Source organism: Bartonella sp. AP40SXNS (genome assembly GCF_042195825.1).
Classification (GTDB): Bacteria; Pseudomonadota; Alphaproteobacteria; order Rhizobiales; family Rhizobiaceae; genus Bartonella.
Genome location: NZ_JBHIPB010000005.1, coordinates 59677 through 85928 on the forward strand (window position 1 = coordinate 59677; position 26252 = coordinate 85928).

General features: G+C 36.3%; 16 protein-coding genes and 1 tRNA gene. 10 read left to right on the top strand and 7 right to left on the bottom strand.

Annotation, left to right across the window (positions count from 1 at the left end):
* The first annotated feature begins 823 nt into the window (after nt 1–823).
* Nucleotides 824–1606, top strand: a complete 783-nt coding sequence (locus ACFILZ_RS05085) for an ATP12 family chaperone protein (protein ID WP_375608386.1) — start codon at nt 824–826, stop codon at nt 1604–1606.
* Between the two features lie 375 nt (nt 1607–1981).
* Here the strand turns inward: ACFILZ_RS05085 and ACFILZ_RS05090 are convergent, their stop codons facing one another.
* The 3 genes from ACFILZ_RS05090 to ACFILZ_RS05100 all read right to left on the bottom strand — a co-directional run bounded on the left by ACFILZ_RS05090 (nt 1982) and on the right by ACFILZ_RS05100 (nt 4491).
* A complete protein-coding gene (locus ACFILZ_RS05090) occupies nt 1982–2527 on the bottom strand; it encodes a hypothetical protein (protein WP_375610437.1) in 546 nt (181 codons plus the stop codon).
* A gap of 156 nt (nt 2528–2683) precedes the next feature.
* Nucleotides 2684–4093: a type I glutamate--ammonia ligase gene (gene glnA, locus ACFILZ_RS05095; protein ID WP_375606672.1), complete on the bottom strand. Its 1410-nt coding sequence runs from the start codon at nt 4091–4093 to the stop codon at nt 2684–2686.
* 59 nt (nt 4094–4152) lie between these two features.
* Nucleotides 4153–4491: a P-II family nitrogen regulator gene (locus ACFILZ_RS05100; protein ID WP_375606671.1), complete on the bottom strand. Its 339-nt coding sequence runs from the start codon at nt 4489–4491 to the stop codon at nt 4153–4155.
* A 735-nt stretch (nt 4492–5226) separates the two neighbouring features.
* Here ACFILZ_RS05100 and ACFILZ_RS05105 point away from each other — a divergent pair.
* A complete protein-coding gene (locus ACFILZ_RS05105) occupies nt 5227–5406 on the top strand; it encodes a hypothetical protein (RefSeq protein WP_375682351.1) in 180 nt (59 codons plus the stop codon).
* A 137-nt stretch (nt 5407–5543) separates the two neighbouring features.
* Here the strand turns inward: ACFILZ_RS05105 and uvrA are convergent, their stop codons facing one another.
* Nucleotides 5544–8459, bottom strand: a complete 2916-nt coding sequence (uvrA, locus tag ACFILZ_RS05110) for an excinuclease ABC subunit UvrA (protein ID WP_375610438.1) — start codon at nt 8457–8459, stop codon at nt 5544–5546.
* A 330-nt stretch (nt 8460–8789) separates the two neighbouring features.
* Here uvrA and ssb point away from each other — a divergent pair, with 330 nt between their 5' ends.
* The 7 genes from ssb (at nt 8790) to ACFILZ_RS05145 (ending at nt 19967) form a co-directional block, all read left to right on the top strand.
* Nucleotides 8790–9296 (top strand): single-stranded DNA-binding protein, encoded by a 507-nt coding sequence (gene ssb / locus ACFILZ_RS05115; protein ID WP_375610439.1) that lies wholly within the window; start codon nt 8790–8792, stop codon nt 9294–9296.
* 241 nt (nt 9297–9537) lie between these two features.
* Nucleotides 9538–12321, top strand: coding sequence for a DNA gyrase subunit A (gyrA, locus tag ACFILZ_RS05120; protein ID WP_375610440.1), 2784 nt, complete (start codon nt 9538–9540; stop codon nt 12319–12321).
* A gap of 24 nt (nt 12322–12345) precedes the next feature.
* Nucleotides 12346–12864: a pantetheine-phosphate adenylyltransferase gene (gene coaD / locus ACFILZ_RS05125; protein ID WP_375606667.1), complete on the top strand. Its 519-nt coding sequence runs from the start codon at nt 12346–12348 to the stop codon at nt 12862–12864.
* On the top strand, nt 12854–13447 hold the full coding sequence (locus tag ACFILZ_RS05130; RefSeq protein ID WP_375610441.1) for a peptidylprolyl isomerase: 594 nt from the start codon (nt 12854–12856) through the stop codon (nt 13445–13447). The genes coaD and ACFILZ_RS05130 overlap by 11 nt, the downstream gene beginning before the upstream one ends.
* Before the next feature lie 18 nt (nt 13448–13465).
* Nucleotides 13466–13978, top strand: coding sequence for a peptidylprolyl isomerase (locus tag ACFILZ_RS05135; protein WP_375606665.1), 513 nt, complete (start codon nt 13466–13468; stop codon nt 13976–13978).
* A 2387-nt stretch (nt 13979–16365) separates the two neighbouring features.
* Entirely contained in the window at nt 16366–17484 is a 1119-nt protein-coding gene (gene tgt, locus ACFILZ_RS05140) for a tRNA guanosine(34) transglycosylase Tgt (RefSeq protein WP_375610442.1), read from the top strand.
* Nucleotides 17485–18767: 1283 nt separating this feature from the next.
* A complete protein-coding gene (locus tag ACFILZ_RS05145) occupies nt 18768–19967 on the top strand; it encodes an MFS transporter (protein ID WP_375606662.1) in 1200 nt (399 codons plus the stop codon).
* Between the two features lie 44 nt (nt 19968–20011).
* Here the strand turns inward: ACFILZ_RS05145 and ACFILZ_RS05150 are convergent, their stop codons facing one another.
* The 3 genes from ACFILZ_RS05150 to ACFILZ_RS05160 form a co-directional block, all read right to left on the bottom strand.
* Entirely contained in the window at nt 20012–21439 is a 1428-nt protein-coding gene (locus tag ACFILZ_RS05150) for an MFS transporter (RefSeq protein ID WP_375610443.1), read from the bottom strand.
* 116 nt (nt 21440–21555) lie between these two features.
* Nucleotides 21556–22770 carry an NADP-dependent isocitrate dehydrogenase gene (locus tag ACFILZ_RS05155; RefSeq protein ID WP_375610444.1) on the bottom strand — a complete coding sequence of 405 codons (1215 nt, stop codon included), beginning with the start codon at nt 22768–22770 and terminating at the stop codon, nt 21556–21558.
* 746 nt (nt 22771–23516) lie between these two features.
* Nucleotides 23517–23591 (bottom strand) — tRNA-Glu (locus tag ACFILZ_RS05160).
* A 1247-nt stretch (nt 23592–24838) separates the two neighbouring features.
* Between ACFILZ_RS05160 and ACFILZ_RS05165 the strand changes: the two genes are divergently transcribed.
* Nucleotides 24839–26155 carry a homoserine dehydrogenase gene (locus tag ACFILZ_RS05165; RefSeq protein WP_375606659.1) on the top strand — a complete coding sequence of 439 codons (1317 nt, stop codon included), beginning with the start codon at nt 24839–24841 and terminating at the stop codon, nt 26153–26155.
* Nucleotides 26156–26252 lie beyond the last annotated feature (97 nt).

The window sequence follows — 26252 nt, forward strand, 5'->3', positions numbered from 1 at the left end:
TTTTCTGAGCGAGTTCATCAAAGGCTTCTTCAAGAGTTGCGTATAAGATAATACGCGATTCTGAATCAGAGGAAAAAATATTTTGATTATGATTGTCAAGCCACTATTAAGCCACAGCTGCACAGTTAGTTTCTGCAGGGCCAAGTGTATTAAAGTATTATTTTCAGGTTTCACGACCTCTACACTCTATAATTATACAATTAAATTTAAACTAGTGCAGTATGTGAAGTATATTAAGAAAAATAAGTTAAATAATTTAGTGCTTTAGAAAACATATGTATAGGTAAAAGAAAATTTACGATTATAATTTTGTCTTGTCATTGCCCTATTGCCATAAAATATCGTTATTTAGGGGAGTTATTAGGGAGAAAAGATTCTATGCAGGGGGTGTTTATTGGATATGTTAGAGAATTATTGGAATGGTGAAGCAAAGGTTGATGATGTGTAAAGCACACTGTTCTATCATTTTTTAGATGATCAGCGTTTTTGAATCTATTCATATTGATAATACTATTGTAGGTGAATAATAAGCAAATTGGTAAGGCGTGAACATCTTTGCCATAAAACTCAATATATTTAACTTCTTAATTAAGATAATACTTTTAGAAATTGTTTTACTATTATGATTGTATTAAATATATAAAAGGCAATCATCATTGTCTTGTTTGTAAAAGAAACATGAAATATAACTCTTAAATCAGATTGAGGTTGGCAAGAATCTTTTTCCTTCTTTGAGGTGTGTGAAGGGTGGATTAAATCTTATTAAAATATATAAAACTTAGAAAAAATAGTCTCTTTCTTAAAAAGATCAGAGGTAAATAATATGCGTGAGATTTTGGATCATTTTGATATGCCATTGAATAAAAAGATTTCTGTTCAACAGACTCAAAATCTTTCATGCCAATCACACCCAAAACGATTTTATAAACAAGTGAAAATTGCTTGTGAGGAAAGAGGTTTTACTATCTTATTAGATGAACGTTCTGTTAAAACGCCCGCAAGGCGTCATTTTCATGTGCCAACACAAGTATTTGCTGAATTCGTTGCTCAAGAATTTGAGAGTCAACAGCACGTTGTTGATCCGGTAAAAATGCCGATGACACGTTTGGTTAATACTGTTATTGATGGTATCGCTGATGATATGCAGGCTGTGTTTGAAGATTTATTGCGTTTCGTTGCATGTGATATGATCTTTTATCGTGCGCAGACACCTAAAGAGTTGGTGCAAAAACAATCTGAACAATGGGATCCTTTATTAGATTGGGCAGAAGAAAAATTGGGTGCGCGATTTTATTTGACAGAAGGGCTAATGCATGTGGAACAATCACCAGAAACGCTTCAAGCAGTCAGTAATTATTTACGTAGAGTGGAATCTCCTTATATGCTTGCTGCACTTCATCTGATGACGACCTTAACAGGATCTGCTCTCATTGCTCTTGCTGTTGCTGCGGGAAAGATTGATGCTGATCATGCATGGTCTATTGCCCATTTAGATGAAGATTGGATGATGGAACAATGGGGAACGGATAAAGAAACAATAGCACGCCGTGCTCATAAAAAAGTTGAATTTAATGCTGCGGTTACAATTGCTACAGTATGTTTATAAGATTTCTTTATTTCCTTGAGCTTTTTAAAGAAACATCTCTCAAAGAGTACCCAAGCCCATTTCACGGTGACAACCATGAATGGTATAACGATAAAGCCATTGAACACCACCATCTTTACGCTTGTGAAGAAGCAAGCCAGTACCATCATACACTTTACCAGCTCGTAGGTGTTGCGAACAGTCCTTGGTATTTGAGAGGGTTCATAAGAGGCATTTTTAGTTCTTTCTTGTACAGTTTTTACTCATATGCTAGCCCCGTTTTTGACACACAAGGAAATGGTCTTTATTGATTCAATATACACATATTTGAAATGAGAGAATCTTACGATATTTAGCTTTCTAATTCATTTATAAATCAATGTGTTGTTTTTGCTGTTACATTATTTTTGTGATTTTGAGAGGATTGATTTTTACTTTTTCAAGTCCAGGAAATATTTCATTGGTTATGTTTAAGATTGCTTCGTCATTACCACGGATAAAATACCATTCATTATCGTGAAGGAGGGCAATAATTTCAGTTTGAATAGAGCATTTTTTTCCAGCATTTGTTGCGGTTACAAGCTCCACGGGTATAACAAAATAAGGAATGCCATTATCAAGTGTCCCTTCACGTTTTTGTTTTTGATCAATGTTGATTGTTTCAATCTTGTAACTTTCTGCCAACCGTTCTATTTGGCTTTTCATAATTTGTAGAAATTGTGATTGATTAAGATTTTTTTTGGCGGTTAAGCGGTTGATGATTTGGGGAGGAATAGCATTTAAGATGGCATTTGCATCGGCATTTTTAAGTGCTTTACTATAAGCAGATGTTGCTTTCTCAAGAGTTGTAAGCATTTGGTTGGTTATTGTATGTGCTTTAGTTGTTGATGTGATAAAGACAATGCATAAAAGAACGGGAACGAGAAAACAAATTCGCGGCATTAGAAACCTTTGTTAATTCATTTGAAGAGATTCAACGCATTATAAAGGAAAAGCGGATGAGCAAAAAGCCTCTTGCGCTTTTGCATGAGACGAATATCCACAAAAATGGAGGCTTTTGCCTCCATTTTTAAAATCAAAAGAATGCGTATTAATTGTTTAAACAGAATAGTACATATCAAATTCAACAGGATGGGGTGTTGTTTCGTAACGCAAGACTTCTTGCATCTTTACTTGAATGAAGGAATTAATCTGATCATCATCAAAAACGTCGCCAGCTTTAAGAAAGCCACGATCTTTGTCAAGTGCTTCAAGCGCTTCACGCAGGCTTCCTGAAACAGTAGGGATTTCTTTAAGTTCCTTTAAGGGAAGATCATAAAGATCTTTATCCATAGCGTGTCCGGGATGAATTTTGTTTTTGATACCGTCAAGACCAGCCATTAAAAGGGCTGCAAATGCCAAATAGGGATTTGCTGTTGGGTCTGGAAAACGAACTTCTACGCGTTTTGAATTTGGTGAGGAGCTCATTGGAATACGGCAAGATGCAGAACGATTACGTGCTGAATAGGCAAGAAGAACAGGAGCTTCATAACCAGGAACCAAACGTTTATAGGAGTTTGTGGATGGGTTGGTAAAAGCATTTATTGCTTTTGCGTGCTTAATAACACCACCGATAAAAAACAGACAGGTTTCTGATAGTCCAGCATATTCATTTCCTGCAAAAATGGGTTTGCCATCTTTCCAAATGGAAATGTGGACATGCATTCCAGAGCCGTTATCACCAAAAACTGGTTTTGGCATGAAGGTTGCTGTTTTCCCATAACTGTTTGCTATTTGATGTACAACATATTTAAAAATTTGCATCTTGTCAGCCTCGCGAACAAGTGTATCAAAACGAATACCCAATTCATGTTGGCCCGCTGCTACTTCGTGATGGTGTTTTTCGACCTGTACACCCATATCTTTGAGTGCTGTGAGCATTTCAGAACGCATATCTTGGCAAGAATCAATCGGCGGAACAGGAAGGTAGCCTCCCTTTATTCGTGGGCGATGCCCTAGATTTCCTGTTTCATATTCCGTATCATCATTAGAGGGAAGTTCACTTGAATCGAGTTTAAACCCTGTGTTGTAAGGGTCCGTTTTATAGCGCACATCATCAAAGATAAAAAACTCTGCTTCTGGACCCACATTGATTGTATCTCCAATGTTTAAAGATTTCATATAAACCTCAGCCCTTTTGGCGATAGAACGAGGATCTCTACGATAAAATTCACCAGAGACAGGGTCAAGTACGTCACAAAATATGACCAAAGTAGATTGAGCAAAAAAAGGATCAATATGTGCTGTTGCTGGATCTGGCATTAAAACCATGTCAGATTCATTAATTGTTTTCCAACCAGCAATTGAAGAGCCATCAAACATAACACCATCACTAAAAGTATCCTCGCTGATTTCTGCGATATCCATTGTGATGTGATGCAATTTTCCTCGTGGATCAGTAAAACGTAAATCAACAAAACGGATTTCGTTGTCTGCAATCTGTTTGATAATATCTGATGCGGTTGTCATATTCAATTTCCTTAATGTGGCGTTGAGGTGGATAAAAAGACTAATTTTTTCGTTATCTATTAAAGGGCATCGATCCCAGTTTCGTCAGTCCCTATACGAATGGCATCATCAATGGAAAAGACAAATATTTTTCCATCTCCTATATGTTTAGTTTGGGCTGCTTTACGTATTGCATCAACAGTTTGTTCCAGTTTGTCATCGGATACGACAATTTCAATTTTTACTTTAGGGAGAAAGTCAACAACATATTTCGTCCCACGATAAAGTTCTGTATGTTCCCTTTGACGACCAAAACCTTTCGCTTCTGTTACTGTAATACCATGTAACCCAATTTTTTGAAGCGCTTCTTTCACTTCATCAAGTTTGAAAGGTTTTATAATGGCTTCAATTTTTTTCATGCTGAAATTATCTCCAACGTTATTTTGTCTTTTTAGACTGCATCACATTATATTGACAACTGTAAGATGTCCAACAGATACTTTGTGCACAAAAAGTCGGAAATGATGATACTATATATTCTTGGAGAGGCGCTTCTTTTGTAAAATTAAAGTGAAAAATTATTGTTTTGGAAAAAACTTATAATCCTTATAAGCGAATCAAAATAATATCATTAAGAGAGTTTGCTTCCTTTTTGGGGGATAATGCATTGACTTATAAGGATAATTAGACGTTTTCTATATGGCATGAGGAATTCTAATAGCGTAAGATTTTCTCATTTTAGATCGTCTCATCAAAGCTATATCCTTGTATATCAAGAGATATGAGTGTGTGGATAAAAACATTTGAAAAAGGAATATAAATGCTTTTTATGAAAGCTCTCGATAACCAAAGGTTATTACAATATTAGAGATTAGGGGAGAGCGCAAATATTGGAAATGAAGGTGTTAGTTTGCACTTGCTTAAAAGCGCAAAGATAGTGGTGTATAATAATTAATTTACCATTCTCAGGTGATGTCGTGAACTGGATTTGGGAGTGTTGAAAAATATTTTTTAAAACAAACGTGTGAATTGGCAACGCAAATATATTCTATTTGGGGCGTTTTGTTTTTCGTGAGGAGCGAGATCTCATTAAAGAATGCGATAAACAAAAGCGTGAAGCAATGCGCAATCTTCATTCTTTTTAAAATATTGCTGTGGATGTTTTTGAAAATCGTAAAGATGAATTAAAAGGGGAGGGTAAAGATGGAAACTGGTTTATACCCTTAAAACTTCATATCCTTTCAAAATTAGGTTGTCTTCTCGTTTCAGAGATTACACCCAATAGAGCTATGCAATATGTTTGCCGCTATTTGACAATACAAAAACTAAAATAAAACAGCTTATAAAGCGCTAAATTGTTTTTAGTCTTTGCTTCCAACATGTTGCACCACTGGAATTAGGTGTTGGTTTACAGGTAACAATAAAAGTACAGGCTTTGTTCGTATGCTGTATTTTATAAGGGGAAGCATTTTTAAGAATTGGAATTATAGAGGGATGGGCGCAGTAAAACATCTTTTAGAAATTTTCCTGTATAGGAAGCGGGAATTTTAATAATGTCTTCAGGGCGTCCAATTGCAACGATTTCTCCACCGCGATCTCCACCTTCTGGTCCTAAATCAATAATCCAGTCGGCTGTTTTTATAACATCAAGGTTATGTTCAATGACGATGACTGTGTTGCCTTGTTCGACCAGTTCGTGAAGCACTTCAAGAAGTTTGGAAATATCATGAAAATGTAAACCTGTTGTAGGTTCATCTAAAATATAGAGTGTACGTCCCGTTGTTTTACGTGAAAGCTCTTTCGCAAGTTTTACACGTTGTGCTTCTCCACCAGAAAGTGTGGTTGCTTGCTGTCCTACTTTTATGTAACCCAATCCTACTTTAATGAGAGTTTCCATTTTATTATGAATGGCTGGAACAGCTTGGAAAAATTCCTCTGCTTTTTCAATTGTCATATCCAAAATATCTGCGATAGATTGTCCTTTGAATTTTATTTCTAGTGTTTCTCGGTTATAGCGTTTTCCTTTACAGACATCGCAAGTAACATAGACATCAGGTAAAAAGTGCATTTCAATTTTGATGACTCCATCACCTTGACATGCTTCGCACCGTCCTCCTTTAACATTAAATGAAAAACGCCCAGCTTTGTAACCGCGGGCTTTTGATTCTGGAAGATCGGCAAACCACTCACGAATCGGTGTAAAAGCACCTGTATAGGTTGCGGGATTAGAGCGTGGGGTGCGTCCAATAGGGGACTGGTTGATATCAATGACTTTATCAAGAAATTCTAGTCCTTCAATTTTGTCATAGCTGGCAGGGCTGTGATGAGAGCCCATGATATGATGTGATGCTGCTTTGAAAAGCGTTTCAATAAGAAATGTTGATTTTCCTCCTCCAGAAACACCAGTTATGCATGTGAAGGTTCCAAGAGGAATATTCGCATTGATATTTTTGAGGTTATTGCCTTTGGCGCCGATGATTTTAATTGTTTTCGTTTTTGATATTTTGCGTCGCTCTGTCGGCATTTTAACAGCCATTTTTCCTGAAAGGTATTGGCCTGTGAGAGAGGCTGAATTTTCTATAATTTCCTGCGGTGTTCCTTGCGCTACGATTTTTCCACCATGAACGCCCGCGGACGGCCCCATATCGACAACATAGTCTGCCGTGAGAATAGCATCTTCATCATGTTCAACGACAATAACTGTATTGCCAAGATTGCGCAAATGCTGCAGCATTTCCAAAAGGCGTTCATTATCGCGTTGGTGTAAACCGATAGATGGTTCATCTAAAATATAAAGAACGCCTGTAAGACCAGAACCAATTTGAGATGCTAATCGAATACGTTGGCTTTCTCCCCCTGAAAGCGTTCCTGAATTTCGAGACAAGGTAAGATATTCCAATCCTACATGATTTAAAAAAGCCAAACGTTCACGAATTTCTTTTAAAATACGTACGGCGATATTACGTTGTTTTTCTGTGAGATATTGATGAACATTGGCAAACCAATCATCTGCTTGTGAGATGGAAAGATCTGATATTTGCCCAATATGCATTCCGTTGATTTTTACAGCAAGTGCCTCTGGTTTTAAACGATAACCGTGACAAGCCGGACAGGGCGAAGAAGACATATAACGTTCGATTTCTTCTCGAGACCAAGCAGAATCGGTTTCTTTCCAGCGTCTCTCCATATTAGGGATGATTCCTTCAAAAGGTTGGGTCGTTTTATGCGAACCAGAATTATTTTTATAGATAAAAGAAATTTCATCTCTTTTTGTACCGTAAAGAATAGCCTGTTGTGCTTCATTAGAGAGTTCATACCATTGATCTGTGAGTTTGAAACCGTAAGCTTTTCCTAATGCTTCTAAGGTTTGTTTATAGTAAAGTGAATCTGATTTAGCCCAAGGGGCAATGGCGCCATTCTTGAGGGTAAGATTTTTATTGGGCACAATTTTCAGTGGATCCATTGCTTTTTTTATGCCCAGTCCATCGCAGAGAGGACAGGCACCAAAAGGATTATTGAACGAAAAAAGGCGTGGTTCAATTTCAGGGATAGAGAAACCAGATATAGGGCAAGAAAACTTTTCTGAAAAAATGAGCCGTTTGTGTGTATCATTTTTTGATTTATGAGCAGATTCCTTTGTCGTTTCTTTTGGTGTCAAGGGGTGATCTGCCATTTCAGCTATGGCAAGTCCATTGGCTAGCTGTAAACAGGTTTCTATACTATCAGCTAAACGAGAGGTGATATCCTTTTGTACAACAATGCGGTCTACCACAACGTCGATGTCATGTTTATACTTTTTATCAAGAGGTGGAATGTCAGGGATTTCATAAAACTTGCCATCAACTTTAGCGCGTTGAAATCCTCTTTTTAAGAGTTCTGTTAGCTCTTTTTTATATTCTCCCTTTCGTCCTCGTACCAAGGGTGCCATAATAAAAATTCGCGTTCCTTCTGGTAAGGACATAATTTGATCCACCATTTGGCTTACTGTCTGGCTTTCAATAGGAAGTCCTGTCACAGGAGAATGAGGAATGCCAATACGGGCAAAGAGAAGACGCATGTAATCGTGGATTTCAGTAACGGTACCTACCGTTGAACGAGGATTGCGACTGGTTGTTTTTTGTTCAATGGAGATAGCGGGAGAGAGACCGTCTATGCGGTCGACATCGGGTTTTTGCATGACTTCCAAAAATTGGCGTGCATAGGCTGAAAGGCTTTCGACATAGCGACGTTGTCCTTCAGCGTAAATTGTATCAAACGCTAAGGATGATTTCCCTGATCCAGAAAGTCCTGTTATAACAATGAGTTTATCACGAGGCAGATCGAGATCAATATTTTTAAGGTTATGCTCACGTGCACCGCGAATGGAGATATATTTTTGATGAGTCATACTTTATCCTTGGCATATGTGGCAAAAATTGAGCACCTAAAATGGAATAAAACTGTTTTTTTAGAATTACAATGTGTTTAACTGCTTTAATGCAAAAGGAAGGTATAAGTTTTGTGAAAAAAATACAAATAAGCAGCTTTTTATTCTCTCGTGGTGGAATAAACTATGCGTTTTTATCATCTTTTGTTATAATTACACTGAATACAATATTGGTAAAGGATAGCAATACCTATATTGATGGTCAATTGCGATATGTAAATTGAAGGTCAAGATGGTTATAACTGTTATAGAACAGAGTATTTTACAAATTAAAATTTTGGAGTTTATGCGATGGCTGGTAGCCTTAATAAAGTTATTTTAATTGGTAATCTTGGTGCGGACCCTGAAATCCGCCGTTTGAATTCTGGTGATCAAGTGGCAAATCTGCGTATTGCTACTTCAGAAAGTTGGCGCGATCGGAATACAAATGAGCGAAAAGAACGCACTGAGTGGCATAGTATTGTTATTTTTAATGAAAACCTTGTCAAAGTTGCAGAGCAATATTTAAAAAAGGGGAGCAAAATTTATATTGAGGGGCAGTTGCAGACACGGAAATGGCAAGATCAAAATGGAAATGACCGTTATACAACAGAGGTTGTTTTGCAAAAATACCGTGGTGAATTACAAATGCTTGATGGGCGCGGAGCAGCGGGTGGAGAGCAGGTCGCAAGTCAAGGGGGGAGTTACAGTGGTGACTTTGCTAATAGTAGTTCAAATCAAAGAAATACTTTTGGTCAAAATAATAACCAATTAGGAGAAAGTTTTTCACACAAATTAGATGATGATGTTCCTTTTTAAGAGGCTTTAAAGTTGCAGTATTATGATTGCTTTATGGTTTGTTTGTTTTAGATTTTTGAAGTTTAGCAAAGTGAAAACTATTCATTGTTATTGGTAATTTTTAATAGAAATTAATAACATCTTGAAAAATATTGTTAAATTTCTTTTTTGTTATGGGAGAGAAATTAGCATTTTTGTGTATTTTTCGATATAAACCGATATAAATAAAGTGAAATGATTCTTTTTTGAAAGTTTTGAAATTGTGACCGATCTTACTCCACACCCAGAACGTGATGTGCTGACCGGTATTGAACCAATCAGTATTATTGATGAAATGCAACGCTCCTATCTCGATTATGCGATGAGCGTGATTGTTTCGCGTGCACTTCCCGATGTTCGTGATGGTCTTAAGCCTGTTCATCGACGTATCCTTCATGCTATGAACGAGATGGGGCTTTCTTTCAATAAGCCGTATCGTAAATCTGCTGGTGTCGTTGGTGAGGTTATGGGAAAATTCCATCCTCATGGTGATGCTTCAATTTATGATGCTTTGGTGCGTATGGCGCAGGACTTCTCTTTGAGAAATCCATTGATTGATGGTCAGGGGAATTTTGGTTCCGTTGATGGTGATCCACCTGCAGCTATGCGCTATACTGAGTGTCGTTTAGAAAAAGTTTCAGAAGAACTTTTAGCTGATATTGATAAAGATACTGTTGATTTTCAGGATAATTACGATGGGCGTGAACGTGAACCGGTTGTCTTGCCAGCACGTTTCCCTAATCTTTTGGTCAATGGGTCAGGGGGAATTGCTGTGGGAATGGCAACCAATATTCCTCCCCATAATCTTGGTGAAGTCGTTGATGGTTGTATTGCTTTGATTGATAATCCTGATATCACACTCGATAAAATAATTGAAATTATTCCTGGTCCGGATTTTCCTACAGGGGGTATTATCCTTGGCCACTCTGGTGTCCGTTCAGCTTATGAAACAGGGCGGGGTTCAATTATTATGCGTGCTAAAGTTGATATTGAAGAAATTCGTAGTGGTCGGCAGGCAATTATTGTGAGTGAGATCCCTTATCAAGTTAATAAGGCCACAATGATTGAGAAAATGGCCGAATTGGTGCGCGATAAACGCATTGAGGGAATCTCTGATTTACGTGACGAATCGGATCGTGATGGATATCGCGTTGTTATTGAGTTGAAAAAAGATGTTGTTGCGGAAGTTGTTTTAAACCAATTATATCGTTATACGCCGCTGCAAACTTCCTTTGGTTGTAATATGGTTGCGTTGAATGGGGGAAAACCCGAACAAATGACGTTGCTTGATATGCTTCGTGCATTTGTTTCTTTTCGGGAAGAAGTTGTCAGTCGGCGAACAAAATATCTTTTGCGTAAAGCGCGTGAGCGGGCCCATGTTTTGGTTGGTCTTGCCCTTGCAGTTGCCAATATTGATGAGATTATAGCGCTTATTCGCAAAGCTTCTGATCCACAGACAGCACGTACACAATTAATGGAACGACGTTGGCCAGCGATGGATGTCGCGCCTTTGATTAAACTTATTGATGATCCTCGTCATATTATCCACGAGGATGATACTTATAATCTCTCTGAAGAACAGGCACGTGCTATTTTAGAATTGCGTTTGCAACGATTGACAGCCCTTGGACGTGATGAAATCGCTGATGAATTGAATAAAATTGGTGTGGATATTGCTGATTATCTTGATATCTTAGCATCGCGCGTACGCATTATGGGTATTGTTAAGGACGAGTTGAGTGCTCTGCGTGAGGAATTTGCAACACCGCGACGTACCGTATTTGGTTTTGGTAGCGCTGAGATGGAGAGTGAAGATCTGATCGCGCCAGAGGATATGGTCGTAACGGTGAGCCATAGTGGCTATATTAAGCGCGTACCTCTTAATACCTATCGTGCGCAACGTCGTGGTGGTAAAGGGCGTTCTGGTATGTCCACGAAGGATGAGGATTTTGTAACACGGTTGTTTGTCGCCAATACGCATACACCGGTTCTTTTCTTTTCATCACGTGGGATTGTTTATAAGGAGAAAGTTTGGCGTTTACCGCTAGGTACACCGCAATCACGTGGGCGGGCTTTGATCAATATGCTTCCCTTACAACAAGGTGAACGCATTACAACAATTATGCCTTTGCCTGAAGATGAAGCAAGCTGGAGCGCATTGGATATCATGTTTGCGACAACACGTGGAACTGTACGTCGTAATAAGTTGTCAGATTTTGTTCAGGTTAACCGTAATGGTAAAATTGCAATGAAACTTGATGAGGAAGATGAAATTCTTTCTGTTGAAACTTGTACAGAACATCACGATGTCGTTCTAACAACAGCGAATGGACAATGTATCCGTTTTCCAGTTGTTGATGTGCGTGTCTTTGCGGGGCGTAATTCTGTGGGGGTTCGTGGTATCAATTTGGCTAAAGGCGATAAAGTCATTTCGATGACAATTTTAGAGCATGTCGAGGCAACGTCCATTGAACGTTCTGCTTATATTAAACGTGTCATGAATGAGCGGCGTGCTGCTGGTGCAGATGCTGATGTTGAAGATATTGTCATTCTGGATGATGAAGATGGGGGTGTTGAAACAGAGTTAACAGATGAACGTTATGCAGAACTTCATGCACGTGAACAAATGCTTTTAACAGTGAGTGAATTTGGTTATGGTAAACGTTCTTCTTCCTATGAGTTCCGGATTTCGGGACGTGGTGGAAAAGGGATTCGTGCAACAGATCCATCTAAAACAGCTGAAATTGGTAAATTAGTAGCGGCTTTTCCGGTGAAGGCGCAAGACCAAATTATGTTGGTGTCAGATGGGGGGCAGCTTATTCGTGTCCCTGTTGAGGGAATTCGTACTGCTGGGCGCTCAACTAAGGGAGTCACAATTTTTAATACAGCCAAAGGTGAAAGAGTCGTATCGGTTGAACGTATTTCTGAGCCTGAAGATGATACGAGTTCATTGGATGATGAAGGTGAGAAGCATTCTGATACGATTGATATGAGCGAAGAAAAGTAATTTTTAAGAGGAAGGAGTAAAATCATGAAAATTGCTCTTTACGCAGGTTCGTTTGATCCTCTTACAAACGGTCATCTTGATGTTTTAAAAGGGTGTTTTGTGTTAGCTAATAAGGTGGTCGTCGCTATAGGTATACAGGGTGACAAAAAAGCACTCTTTAGCTTTGAAGAGCGTGTTGGTTTTATTACCCAAGTAGGGAAAGACTTTTTCGGTGCAGATTCTAATCGATTGCAGGTTCTTTCATTTAATAACCTTCTCATTGACAAGGCACGTGAAGTTGGTGCTTCATTTCTCGTTCGCGGATTACGTGATGGTACTGATCTTGATTATGAAATGCAAATGGCAGGGATGAATGGCATTCTGGCTCCTGAATTGCAAACTGTTTTTTTGCCCGCAAGTGTTTCTGGGCGTGCGATAACGTCTACATTGGTCCGTCAAATTGCCTCTATGGGAGGTGATGTGACACCATTTGTGCCGCCCAATGTTGCACAAGCTTTGCGCTCGAAATTCCAGTCTTTAGAGGAGAATAAGTGTGTTTCGTAGAATTTTTGCTGTTTTGATATGTGTATTTTGTTTTTTTTCATTGTCCGCTGTCGCTGGTAATTCTAGTCCAGCGAGTGATTCAAGCCTTCTTGTTTTATCTCTCAACAACGGTGATGTTGTTATTCGCCTGCGTCCTGATTTGGCACCAAAACATGTTGCGCAAATCAAAAAACTAACAGAGGAGGGGGCCTATAATAATGTTGTGTTTCATCGTGTAATTCCTGGCTTTATGGCGCAAACTGGTGATGTAGAATTTGGAAAAAAAGGCAGTAGAGATTTTGATCTGAAACGCGTTGGTATGGGGGGATCAAATTATCCCAATATACCGGCTGAGTTTTCAAAGCAGCCATTTAAGCGTGGTACTGTTGGGATGGCACGTTCACAAGATCCAGATTCCGCGAATTCTCAGTTCTTCATTTGTTTTGATGATGCTGCTTTTTTAAATGGTCAGTATACGGTTGTTGGGGAAGTAATAAAGGGGATGGATGTTGTTGATAAAATTAAAAAAGGTACCACAAGTAATAATGGATCTGTAGAAAATCCAGATGTTATTAATGCTGCTACTTTACAAGTTGATAGATGAAGCAAAGGAGCTTTTCATATGATTGAGGATAAAAATCCGGAAAATACTTTAATTCTTGAAACAACAAAGGGCAGAGTTGTTATTGAGCTTTTTGCTGATTTAGCGCCTTGTCATGTTGCACGTATCAAAGAACTTGTCCGTGAAGGTGCTTATGATAATGTTATTTTTCATCGCGTTATTGATGGCTTTATGGCGCAGACTGGAGATGTGCAATTTGGAAAGAAGGATGGTGAAAAATTCAATTTATCACGTGCTGGTATGGGGGGGGCAGAAAAACCAAATTTAACAGCAGAGTTTTCAAATCTTTCTCATAAGCGTGGGACAGTTTCTATGGCGCGTAGTCAGAATCCAAATTCTGCTAACTCTCAGTTTTTTATTTGTTTTGCAGATGCTCCGTGGCTTGATCGTCAATATTCCATATGGGGGCAGGTTGTTGAAGGTATGGAAAATGTTGATAAAATTAAACGTGGTGAACCTGTTGCAGACCCAGATTCAATTACCAAAGCCATTATTGCTGCGGATGTAGAATAGTATAAATTATACTGGTTTCAATTGTAAGTTTCTAAGAGAAAATTCTCCTATCTGATATAGGGTGGCGATCAGGGATTACAGCTTGAATTCCTAACAGAGTTCGGCTGCTATGCCTTTATTCTTTCTACCAAGTTTCTTTTAATTTATGGATTTAGAGAATTTTGTTTGCTGTATTGGGGAAAGGTTGTGATTTGTTTGGGTGTTTTCTCGAACGAAGAGACAGCTCAATTGGGTGGAAGACGTAAAGATGAAAATAAAAGGCTCATCTTGCTCTCTCCTTTTTAATTTAGCTTTACTTTTTCAAAAGTATCTAAAGCAATGTCTTTTAAATAATGAAGATGACGCATTGCCTTATGCTTTGGTTCCTCTTGTTTTTTAATAAGAGGAACACTCATTACGTGGAATAGAGCGCCCCAAATAGAGTTGCGCATTTACGCGCTTTTTTAAAGAAACATCTCTCAGTCTATTCCAACATTCATTTAAACTCCCTCATCTTTATGCTTGTGAAGGAGCAAGCCAGTATCATCATATGCTTTTTTCAGCCTCCAATGTTATAATAGAGCCTTTGGTATGTGTAGTTTGACAGTAAGTTTCGCAGTAAGTGGGAAGAGGTGGGATTAGTTATGAATGCGTGATAATTTACTATTTTATGTATAAAATTTAGCATTAAATGCGTATTTTGTCAAAATGGATTTTGACACTTGAAATTGCCAAAAAGAGCTAAAAATAACGAAATTTGGAATTTTGGAGCAAAAATGATAAAAGGCTTTGAAAGATCTTTTAAAATCCTTTGAAGATTTTTAAAAAGTCTGTGAAATCCCAGAAAACCGCCTTTGAAGACCCTTTGAGAGCCCCTTAAAAATCATTTGAAAAAAATAAATTGATGCAAAACCCGATGATAAGCTACAGTATGTGAGAATCTTAAAAAAGTGCTTTTTTTAGTGTTTTTATTTACACGTTAATCTCTCTTGTGATGTGCAAGAAAATGATTTTAGTTATTTTAACGTACACAGATTTACAATAAGAGAAGCTATCCCTTCATTCAACATATAGAAATGAATTATTATTATAAATCAATGTATTGATGCTGTTTCTAAATATTGTCGTTAATAGGATATTCTATCAAAGTTTGGCTTTTACATCTTAATACGGTTTGTTCGATGTAATTTGAGTATGAATAGCCTATTTTATTGTACTTACTATTTATAGGGTTCGTCGTTTTTTAAAATTGTTTTTGCGTTTCATAATAGGTGGTTCATTTTATTTTTATCCCATGTGGGTAATGATCTTACAGTTTAATTAAGGATTTTTCCTGTTAGATTGAATGAATTATTTTTTCATGCTTGTGCTTTTTAAAAAATTTTGATGAATCTATCAATGTGGATGATACAAGGTAAGGTTTTAAAATAGAGTATTACATTTGTGATGTTGGTTGTCTTGTACAATCTGGAGAGCCTTTTAACGCCATATTATACGAATATATTGCGCAAGATAATGAAAATAAAATCATGATTTTTTTTATTTGCAATTGCAATGGAGCAAAGATGTAATCTCTAGGCTTGTGTTTTATGAAGTTATATCTAAATAACTTTAGAGATAGGTTTCTTTCTAGATTAGTACATTGATTTATAACGGATAAATTATTATTTTGTCCATTGAAAGAGCGCTCTGAATATTGTAAGATTTTCTTATTTCAATTTCTCTTATATTGACTTCTTCTCCATCCTAAAGGGTGAGTTTTCTACGAGTGTTGGTTTGTAAGCCTTTCTTTTTTCACGGTAGGGGTCTCTTACAGATTATTCATGCGGTTGAATTAATCAAAATCATCCCTTTTGCTCGTCACAAATGAGATTGGCGTGGGGAAAAACTGTTGGAAAAAGCTCCCTTTTATGAATTATCTCAAGGGCTATCTCAATGTTGTGAACGGATAAATGATAATATGCATTTGCACTTTTATTAAGCGTAAGGCTCTCGGTGTCCGATAGATGAAAACTTTTTATCTGTAAAAGTTAAAGAATATTGTAAGTTGTACAATGCGTTCATAACTTTCTTCTATTCGTACGAAATTATTACTTATGAAAGTACGTAAAGATGAGATTGTTGAGATAATAATTTTGCAGTTCTGTTAAGGCTTTAGTGCGTTAAGCATAGGTATTTTGAGGCGTGATATTATAAGGATTTTACTTGTTTTCTGGAGCTAGATTATCACTTTTATTATGTTGATTTCTTAACAAGAAATGTTCTTTTATCTCGTTTAATTTTTGATGCTGATTACAATATTGAGCGAATCAAAAATTAATTCATAAAGCTTATGACAATGCTCGTAAGGGGATATCTTTTTTCTTTCTATAGAGATATGCATTGATGGAATCAAAAAGACGAGAGTTATGATAAAGACATTTCATTATAGAAAAATTGCTCAAGATGGGTATGCACGTCGAGGCGAAATTATAACGGGGCGAGGATGCGTTCGTACACCCGCATTTATGCCAGTTGGGACGGCAGGAACCGTTAAGGCTATGTATATGGATCAAATTCGTGATCTTGGTGCAGATATCATTTTGGGAAATACTTATCATTTAATGTTACGTCCAGGAGCTGAACGTGTTGCACGTTTGGGAGGATTACACGAATTTTCACGCTGGAGCGGACCTATTTTAACTGATTCTGGAGGCTTTCAGGTGATGTCGCTGGAGGGAATCCGTAAAATTACTGAACAAGGTGTGATTTTTCGCTCTTACATTAATGGCGCTTACTATGAAATGAGTCCAGAGCGTTCTATCGAAATTCAAGGGCTTCTTGATGCGGATATCCAGATGCAGTTGGATCAATGTATTGCATTACCTGCCACTGAAAAAGAAATGGAAGAAGCTATGGAACTTTCATTGCGGTGGGCGCTGCGTTGTAAAACAGCTTTTGGAGATCAGCCAGATAAAGCATTGTTTGGGATTGTTCAAGGTGGTGATAATATGAAACTGCGTGAGCGTTCTGCTCAAGCATTAAAAGAAATGGATTTAAAAGGTTATGCTATTGGAGGGCTTGCTGTTGGTGAGCCGCAGAGTGTTATGACAGCAGTATTGGATACTACTTGTCCGATTTTACCAGAGGATAAACCACGCTATCTTATGGGAGTAGGGACACCTGATGATATTTTACAAAGTGTTGCTCGTGGTATTGATATGTTTGATTGTGTTATGCCGACGCGTGCAGGACGTCATGGTTTAGCTTTTACCCGCTTTGGTAGAATTAATTTGCGTAATGCGCGTTATGCAGAAGATCCACATCCTCTTGATCCACAGTCACTTTGTCCAGCAGCACATGATTATAGTTGTGCTTATTTGCATCATTTGATCAAATCTGGTGAATCTCTTGGGGGGATGTTATTGACTTGGAATAATCTTTTTTATTATCAACAACTTATGCAGGGAGTTCGTGATGCCATTGAGGAAGGTTGTTATGCTGATTTTTGCGCTGAAACGCGTGCTCTATGGGCACAAGGACGCTAAAATATTAATCGAAATATAGCACCTCATTTTTTTATTGAATTTATTCTCGCACTTACAAATTTAGCTAAAAATATGAAATTAGAAACATCTTCCAAAATTATAAAATCCACTATCTTAAGATATAACAGTGCGGTTTTATAGGGCATATATTCTCTTTCTAAGTACTATATAAAACAGAAACTGTTACTCCGGTACGCGCTACCTGATCCGGAGAAAAACAGTTTTTCTGTTTCTGATGATTGTTTACAGCAACAATGTTAATGAGGCGTTAGCGAACTCTTAAAGAAGTATGAAAATTGTACTTTTATGAGCTACTTGGTATTTTTTATTACTAAAGTTAAAGAATGGATTATATACAATCGAACAGATAAATTTTTAGAAAATTAAAATAAAGTTAAAATAAAATTACAAAATTTTAAATGTTGTAATTTTATTTTTTAATTTTTCATATATAAATATTCTTTAAAATATATTTATGTAATATTATTAATATTATAAAACTATAGATATAATGTTATAATAAATTAAATATTAATCACGATAATTGTCATATTTATAAAATATAAATAAATATACTTATACAAAATTTGTTATATTTGTTTTTTGCTTTGTTTATAGAATTTATCTGAAAATAATCATAATATATTTATGTGAATATTTTAATTTACAGATAGTGAGTTAGATATCTGATGCGATTCCTCTGTTAGATGAGGGAGGGCTAAAGATGTCTAAAAGAGGGTATTTAATAAATCTAGAAACCAAGCACTATTATCATGAGAATTTTTAAAAGAATTTATAATAATTTATAAAAATGGCATAAAGTTGAAATTATAACTTATCGATTTGGAGGGTCTGTATTCAGGTAGCAAAAATAAAGCAACAATAATTTTAGGGGAGACGTTTTATCTTTGTATCAAAATAATGATGAGATATTATTCACTTGTTGAAATGCATTCTTCAGCAAATTTTAGAATTATTTATAGGATATAGTATGTCGTTGCAAAATAAAGCTTTCATTGTAAAATTACAATGACTGAAAAGAGGAGGTAAAGTTTATTATCTGGCAGATCTGATAAAAATAGGTAAATACGTCTGTGACCTTGAGGTTTTCAAAGGTTTTTCATTAAAGAATCTTACTTAAAGCTTCATAAAATGCTTTATATATCAAAATATTTCTAAAATTTTATTAGGGACTATTGGGCATGCGTATAACAATGTTTTGAATTTTTGTTTGTGTGTATTACAGATATCTACAGTTAAAACTCCTATCCAGAAGTGATGATATGAAGGATTTTTATCAACAAAAGGTTCTTGCATTGGGAATTGATTCGAGAATACGGCGTTTAATAATTTTAGCTCTTGCTGTGGGGAGTTTTGCTATTGGTACTGCAGAGTTTGTCGCAATGGGGCTACTACCAGAGATGGCACGAAGTTCCTATGTTGATATTCCTACCGCTGGTCAATATATTTCTGCTTATGCATTAGGAGTTGTGATTGGAGCACCTCTTTTAGCTGTGGCAACAGCTCAGGTATCACGCAAAACTGTTTTGATAGGATTGATGCTTTTTTATGCTTTAGCAAATATTGCTAGTGCCTTTTTTTCTGATTTTAGCATATTAGTCGTATTACGCTTTCTCAGTGGACTTCCCCATGGAATCTATTTTGGACTTGCGGCTATGGTTGCCTCTTCAATGGTCGAAATGAAAGAACGTTCTAAAGCTGTTGGATATGTTATGCTCGGCTTAACAATTGCAACCGTTTTGGGAGCACCCAGTGCTACTTGGATTGGTCAACTTATTGGTTGGCAGATTGCTTTTATCCTTGTGGGTATGATTGCTTTATTATGTAGCTTGCTTATTTGGAATTTTTTTCCTTGTGATTCAATTTTTCCAAAAACGAATCCTTTGCAAGAAATGGGTGCATTAAAGCAAAAGCAGGTGTGGTTTCTTTTGTTGATGGTTTCGGTGGGAGCGTCAGGATTATTTTCTGTTTTCACTTATATCAAGCCAACGTTAATGCATATTTCTGGTGTTTCACTTGAGTTGGTACCATTTATCATGCCTTTAGTTGGATTGGGTATGGTGGTAGGAAATCTCTTGGGGCCTAAATTAGCCGTTAAAATTGGTATTTCGCCGATGATATTTTTTTCTATGCTTTGGAGCGTATTTGTTTTTTTTCTTTTTTTCTTTTTATCCTATGCTCCGTTAACAGCGGCAATAGGATGCTTTTTTGTTGGAACTTCTTTTGCTGCTATGCCTTCTATACAAACAAAAATTATGGATGTTGCACTACAGGGACAGATTTTGGCAGGAGCATTAATGCAGTCTGCTTTTAATATTGCCAACGCTCTTGGTGCAGAATCTGGAGCATTAGTTTTAAAATTGGGCTATAGTTATGAATATACAGCTGTTTTAGGAAGTGTTCTAACTTTGTGTGGATTAATGGTTTTTTGCATCTCATGGTATATGGAGAAGCATGCTTAATATTTTTCATTTTTTAAATGAAGAAGGAATTTTTATATTTATTTTTAGTTATTGGAATGTCCTGTTGGTTTTTTTAATATGCAGTAAGAAATGCGCAGTGCTAATGGAATAGCAAGACAAAATAAAAGACCCATAAGCACTATAAGAAGAGTTTTTGCTGCTAAGATCATTCCTATTGTTCCTCCAGGATTAAAGAGGCCAGCAAGATTGGTGATAACTCCTGCTAGAGTTGCACTTAAGGCCGCTGAAAATAGTTGTACAGAGGTAAGGGATTCACTGGCACGGAGAGCATCTTCATCATTTGCACATTGTAAGATCCTTGTGAGCAAATGTGGCCATGCTATGCCCGCACTGATTCCAATAAAAAACAGTGCTAAGCAGATCATAAAAATATATTCAAGTGTGGAAACTTCTGTTGGAATGAGCCATAAAAGAATAGCTATGCCTAATAGTTTTAATAGGGGGGAGTATATAATGATGTTGCGAATTTTTTTTGCCGATACACCAGCGCTTGAGAGGGCTCCACATGTCCATCCTAGGCTCATAAGTGCTGCTATGTAACCAGCAAGAAGTGGAGTTTGTCCATGAAGCTCTTGAAGAAAAAGTGGGAAATAAAGCTCCATACTATATACGACTGTCGTCATAACGAGTATTAATGCGTAAACAGGAAAAATTTCAGAAGAAAAAGAAAAGGATTTGCGTGGCAACATAGGATGAAGGGTAGATGATTCGATTTTTGCTAGGACAAAGAGGAGACTAAGTCCGATAACTAATCCGCAAATTTTGGCCATTGTTGTGTCCATAGCTCCTCCAACAGAAATGATAAAAATCAATAAGGTGAGTGTGAGAAGCTGGAGCAGAGGGAGAGGGGTTGTTGGAATATAATTTTCATTCTTTTGGGGTAAAAATTTAAAGGCTATGAGTGAGAATAATATAGCTAATGCACCAATGATCCAAAAAGATGCTCTCCACATGCCATAATATACAGAAATTCCTCCGATTGCTGGTCCTAACAAGGTTGATATTCCCCACATTCCAGAGATGACACTTAATGCGTGTGACCATAAAGATGGACTGAAAACAATACGTACCATGGAATAGGATAAGGATAACAAAGAACCACTTCCAAATCCTTGAATAAAACGTCCTATTAAAAATAATGGCATAGATGAAGAAATGCTGCACATGAAAGTGCCTAGGGTAAAGATAAGTCCAGAGAGAACATAAGTGTTGCGAGGACCTAATTTCCCTAATATTTTTGTTGCAAGTGAAGTCCCAAGAAGTGAAGCTGTAATAAAGACAGTTGCCACCCAAGAATAATATATTTCATTGCCAATATGATTCATAAGAGAGGGCAAAATAGTAATAACAATATAAACGTTGGTAGCGTGTAACACAACACCGCCTATAAACGTCAAAAAGCAAAGACCATTTTTACCTAATAAAAGCGCAGACCAGCTTTGTTTTTTCACTGTTTTTGCTATTTAATAAAATTTATCCTCTTTTTATTTATAAGGCAGTTCTTTAAATTTGCCAAGAGAAATTCAAAGCTCTGTTTAGAGCTTTGAATTTTAATTTAAGTAATAACTTAATTGCCCATTGCTTTTTTGAGATTCTCATCAATTTTATTGAGGAAACCTGTTGTAGAAAGCCACTTTTGTTTAGGCCCAATCAAAAGTGCGAGATCTTTAGTCATAAAACCTTCTTCGACGGTTTTAATACAAACTTCTTCCAATGTCGTGGAAAAGTTTTTTAATTTCCCATTGTTATCTAGTTTAGCACGGTGCGCTAGTCCACGCGTCCATGCAAAAATAGAGGCAATGGAATTTGTTGATGTTTCTTCACCTTTTTGATGCTGACGGTAATGGCGTGTTACGGTGCCGTGTGCTGCCTCTGCTTCAACAATTTTGCCGTCAGGTGTCATGAGAACAGAAGTCATGAGACCCAGAGAACCAAAGCCTTGGGCAACAATATCAGATTGGACATCACCATCATAGTTTTTACATGCCCATACGTATCCACCTGACCACTTTAATGCAGAAGCAACCATATCATCAATAAGACGGTGTTCGTAATATAATTTACGGTTTTCAAATTCAGTTTTAAATTCCGTATCGAATATTTCTTGAAAAATATCTTTAAAACGACCATCGTAAGTTTTTAGAATGGTATTTTTTGTTGAAAGATAAACTGGAACATTTCGTTGTAGTCCATAATTAAAGGATGCGCGGGCAAAATCACGAATTGACTCATCAAGGTTATACATAGCCATGGCAACCCCTGCGCTTGGAGCATCAAAAACATCATGTTCAATAACTTGATTATCATCACCGACAAATTTAATACTTAATTTCCCTTTTCCTGGAAATTTAAAATCTGTTGCTTTGTATTGATCACCAAAAGCGTGACGTCCGATAATAATTGGCTTTGTCCAGTTAGGAACAAGGCGAGGGACATTTTTACAGATAATGGGTTCGCGAAAAATGACTCCTCCTAAAATATTGCGGATTGTGCCATTAGGTGATTTCCACATTTTTTTTAGGTTAAATTCTTTAACGCGTGCCTCATCAGGTGTGATGGTTGCGCATTTTATACCAACCCCATATTTTTTGATAGCATTGGCAGAATCGATAGTTACCTGATCATTGGTTGCATCACGACTTTCGACGGAAAGATCATAATATTTTAGATCAATGTCGAGGTAGGGATAGATTAATTTATCTTTGATATATTTCCAGATGATGCGGGTCATCTCATCCCCATCAAGTTCAACAACGGGGTTTTCTACTTTGATCTTTACCATTAGAAATCCTTTTTCTTTTAAGCGATACTATTTGTATAACACTTTCAAGTTTATAATGAAAAGTAAAAACAGGGGAAAAAAGCATTCAAATATGAGCTTTTAGAATATATTATCAATAGAGTGTAAAATTTTGTTGGAGGGTTTAATTTTTGAAAAGAAGTGATGTGTTTGCAAATCTATAATTATTCTATGATTGATGAGGAATCTGTTTAATAGATAAGGTAGTTAGATCATCGGGGGATCAAGATTATACATTTTTATTATCAGAGATTCCATTTAATAAGTTGATCGTATTCTGAATTATAGTTTCTTGATTTGTTGTGTTAGGTGAATAAGAAACTATTTTTATATTGCTATTTCAATTTTAAGCTTACGGTCTGTTTGTTTATAAAAAGTTTAATGTGATAACAATGGCACTGTAATTAGAAATGCTTCATATAAAATGCGTTTGGGATAAACTTCAATTTTGAAGGTTGGAAAATACGCAAGGATATGACTTATAAAATTACCGTATCGCGAGCTAGAATCTTCTAATTTTTATGTTTTATCGATTCTTATTGTTATTAACTGTGCGCAGTAAAGCACTATCCTCGAAATGCAACAAAGAAATTAATCACCTAATGATTCTTGTATCCTTTTTACGAAGAGATTCCTTTTAAAATCTTATTCCCTCGTTTTTATTTATGCATCCCTCATTTTTAAAAACACAAATAAAATGAATATATTACACATAAAAAAAAGAAACATGGTACGCCCAAGGGGAATCGAACCCCTGTTTCCGCCGTGAAAGGGCGATGTCCTAACCGCTAGACGATGGGCGCAAACCAATGATGAGGCTTATAGAGAGGATCTTTTTACTTCGCAAGCCCTCTGTGTCATTTTTTTTGAAAAAAGTGTGTTTTATTGAATAATTTTTGAGCGATTTCTGTTTGGATTGTTTTTTTCAGTTTGAGGAGTAGGCAAAAATGATCAAAAACAGCATTTTTAATGTATTTATTTTTTGCATATTTTATCGTTTGTTATCTTTGCTCACCATATGAGAATATTATTTAACTTGCTTGAAAGAGCCTTTATACAGAAGACTTCTCATTTGAGCTTATCATAAAGCAAAAACTGTATAATTTATGAAGTAGAAAGACAATATTTATTACCAAATTAACAAATAATACCAATCATACAAAAGTTTTTTGAGGAACAAGCCACAGATTCCTTTCAGTTTAACAAAATATAAAAAGATTCTTTATAATAAAAATATTAAAGCAATTTTTACAGAATATATTAAAAAATAATTTTCTTATATTTACTTTTACATGACTGTAAAATTTTTAAAATTAAAAACCATTCATTTGTTCTTTTACATATTGAGAAGTTCTTGATTTGAAAATGAATTAGCGTGGATAAAGGGTAAATTGAGTTTTTTGTCACTTCAATTCGCTAGTTTTGCAAAGAGGTGGTAATAAGTTGAGATAAAATATTCGAATTTTGCAAATTTATTCTCCATATTTATAATATTTCAGAATTATGGTGTACACATATCAAGTCTTGTTTTTTACTTTAATGTAAGGTTCTATTTTGATATATGAGTGCGTTAAGATTTTTGCATTAAAGATTTATAGTTAAAGCTATGGAATGGTAGGAAGGAATGTGTTATCATTTACTGATTTACTTTATTTTATTCATTCCCTTAATTTATCATATGAAAGAATGTTTTTTGTTCCATACTTGTTGATTTAGAAGAGATGTTTTTATTCTTTCTTACCAATTCTTCAATATTCTTTAACTGGTTATTGATTATTTTTTAGAACTTTTCTTTATGGAAACTTGCATTTATAAGTTTTACAGATTTTCATTCTGAATTAGATATTTTATAAAATTCTGAAATCTTTGAAGACAATAAATATTATATTTTTAGGAATGTTGATTGAACAAGCGGGGATAATTCTATTAGAAAAAATGAAATGAATAGAGCAGGGTATTTCTTTTGTTTTTATGAACATAAGTACTTTTTGTGTTGATTGGCACATCATTTAAACGATTTTTCAATGAAGATAGGGATCAGTGGTTAATAATGGCAGAAGCTTTAAAAGTTGGTGTTGCGGGACTTGGTACAGTTGGTACTTCAGTTGTTCGAACTCTATGTGAAAAAGCGAATAGTTTAGCTTGTCAATGTGGACGATTCATCAAAGTTGTTGCTGTTAGTGCGCGTGATAAAGGCCGCAATCGTGGAATTGATCTTAGTGGTATAAAATGGTTTGATTCACCTGTGGAGTTGGCTGCTTCTGATGAGATTGATGTTTTTGTAGAGTTAATTGGTGGTGAATTGGATGTGGTGTATACCGCTGTTAAGAGAGCGCTTGAGGCGGGACATCATGTTGTAACAGCCAATAAAGCTCTTCTTGCTCAACATGGAGTAGAGCTCGCTATAATTGCAGAAAAAAAAGGTGTTTTTCTTCATTTTGAAGCAGCTGTTGCTGGGGGAATTCCTGTTATCAAAGCGATGAGAGAATCACTTGTTAGTAATCGCATATCGCGAATTTATGGTATTCTCAATGGAACCTGTAATTATATATTAACACGTATGTTTACGGAAGGTCTTTCATTTAAAGATTGTTTAGCAGATGCACAGAGACTTGGGTATGCTGAAGCAGATCCAAGTTTTGATATTGAGGGAAATGATACTGCTCATAAATTAGCTTTGTTGACAAGCTTGGCATTTGGAACTGCTGTTTCGTTAGATGATGTTTATGTTGAAGGAATTCATAATATTTCGCAAATTGATATTCGAGCAGCTGATGAATTGGGGTATCGGATTAAGCTTTTAGGGGTTGCATTAAAAACGGATTCTGGAATAGAGCAACGCGTTCATCCAACAATGGTACCAACATCCTCGATGATTGCACAGATAAATGGTGTAACCAATGCTCTTTCTATTCAAAGTGATTTATTAGGTGAATTACTGTTTTCTGGTCCCGGTGCCGGAGGAAAGGCAACAGCATCAGCCGTTATTGGTGATTTGGCTGATATAGCAAAAGCACGTTCTGGTTTTCAGTATGCACCTGTTTTAAGACGCCCAGCATTAGAACTTGCTCCTCATAAAAAAGCACGTATTTCGCATCATGCAGGTGGTTATTTTATTCGTTTAAATGTTCATGATCGTACTGGTGTTTTTGCCGCGGTCGCAAGGCATATGGCTGATAATCACATCTCATTGGAGTCGATTGTTCAAAGATCTTTTGTAGAAGATCAAATTGAAAAAACAATTATTTTAATTACGCATGAAACAACAGAGGTGAATGTACGACAGGCACTTGCAGAAATTGAAAAAGATGGACATCTTGTTGCAAAATCTCAATTTATTCGTATTGAACCTATGGCAGAGAATTGATAACTTTCTTGATAATGACAAAAAGGTAAGCTTGAGTTCTTTTGTCTCTTGTGGAAAATTTTCATCTTTGCCAAAAACTTTATTCTTAGTATTTAAT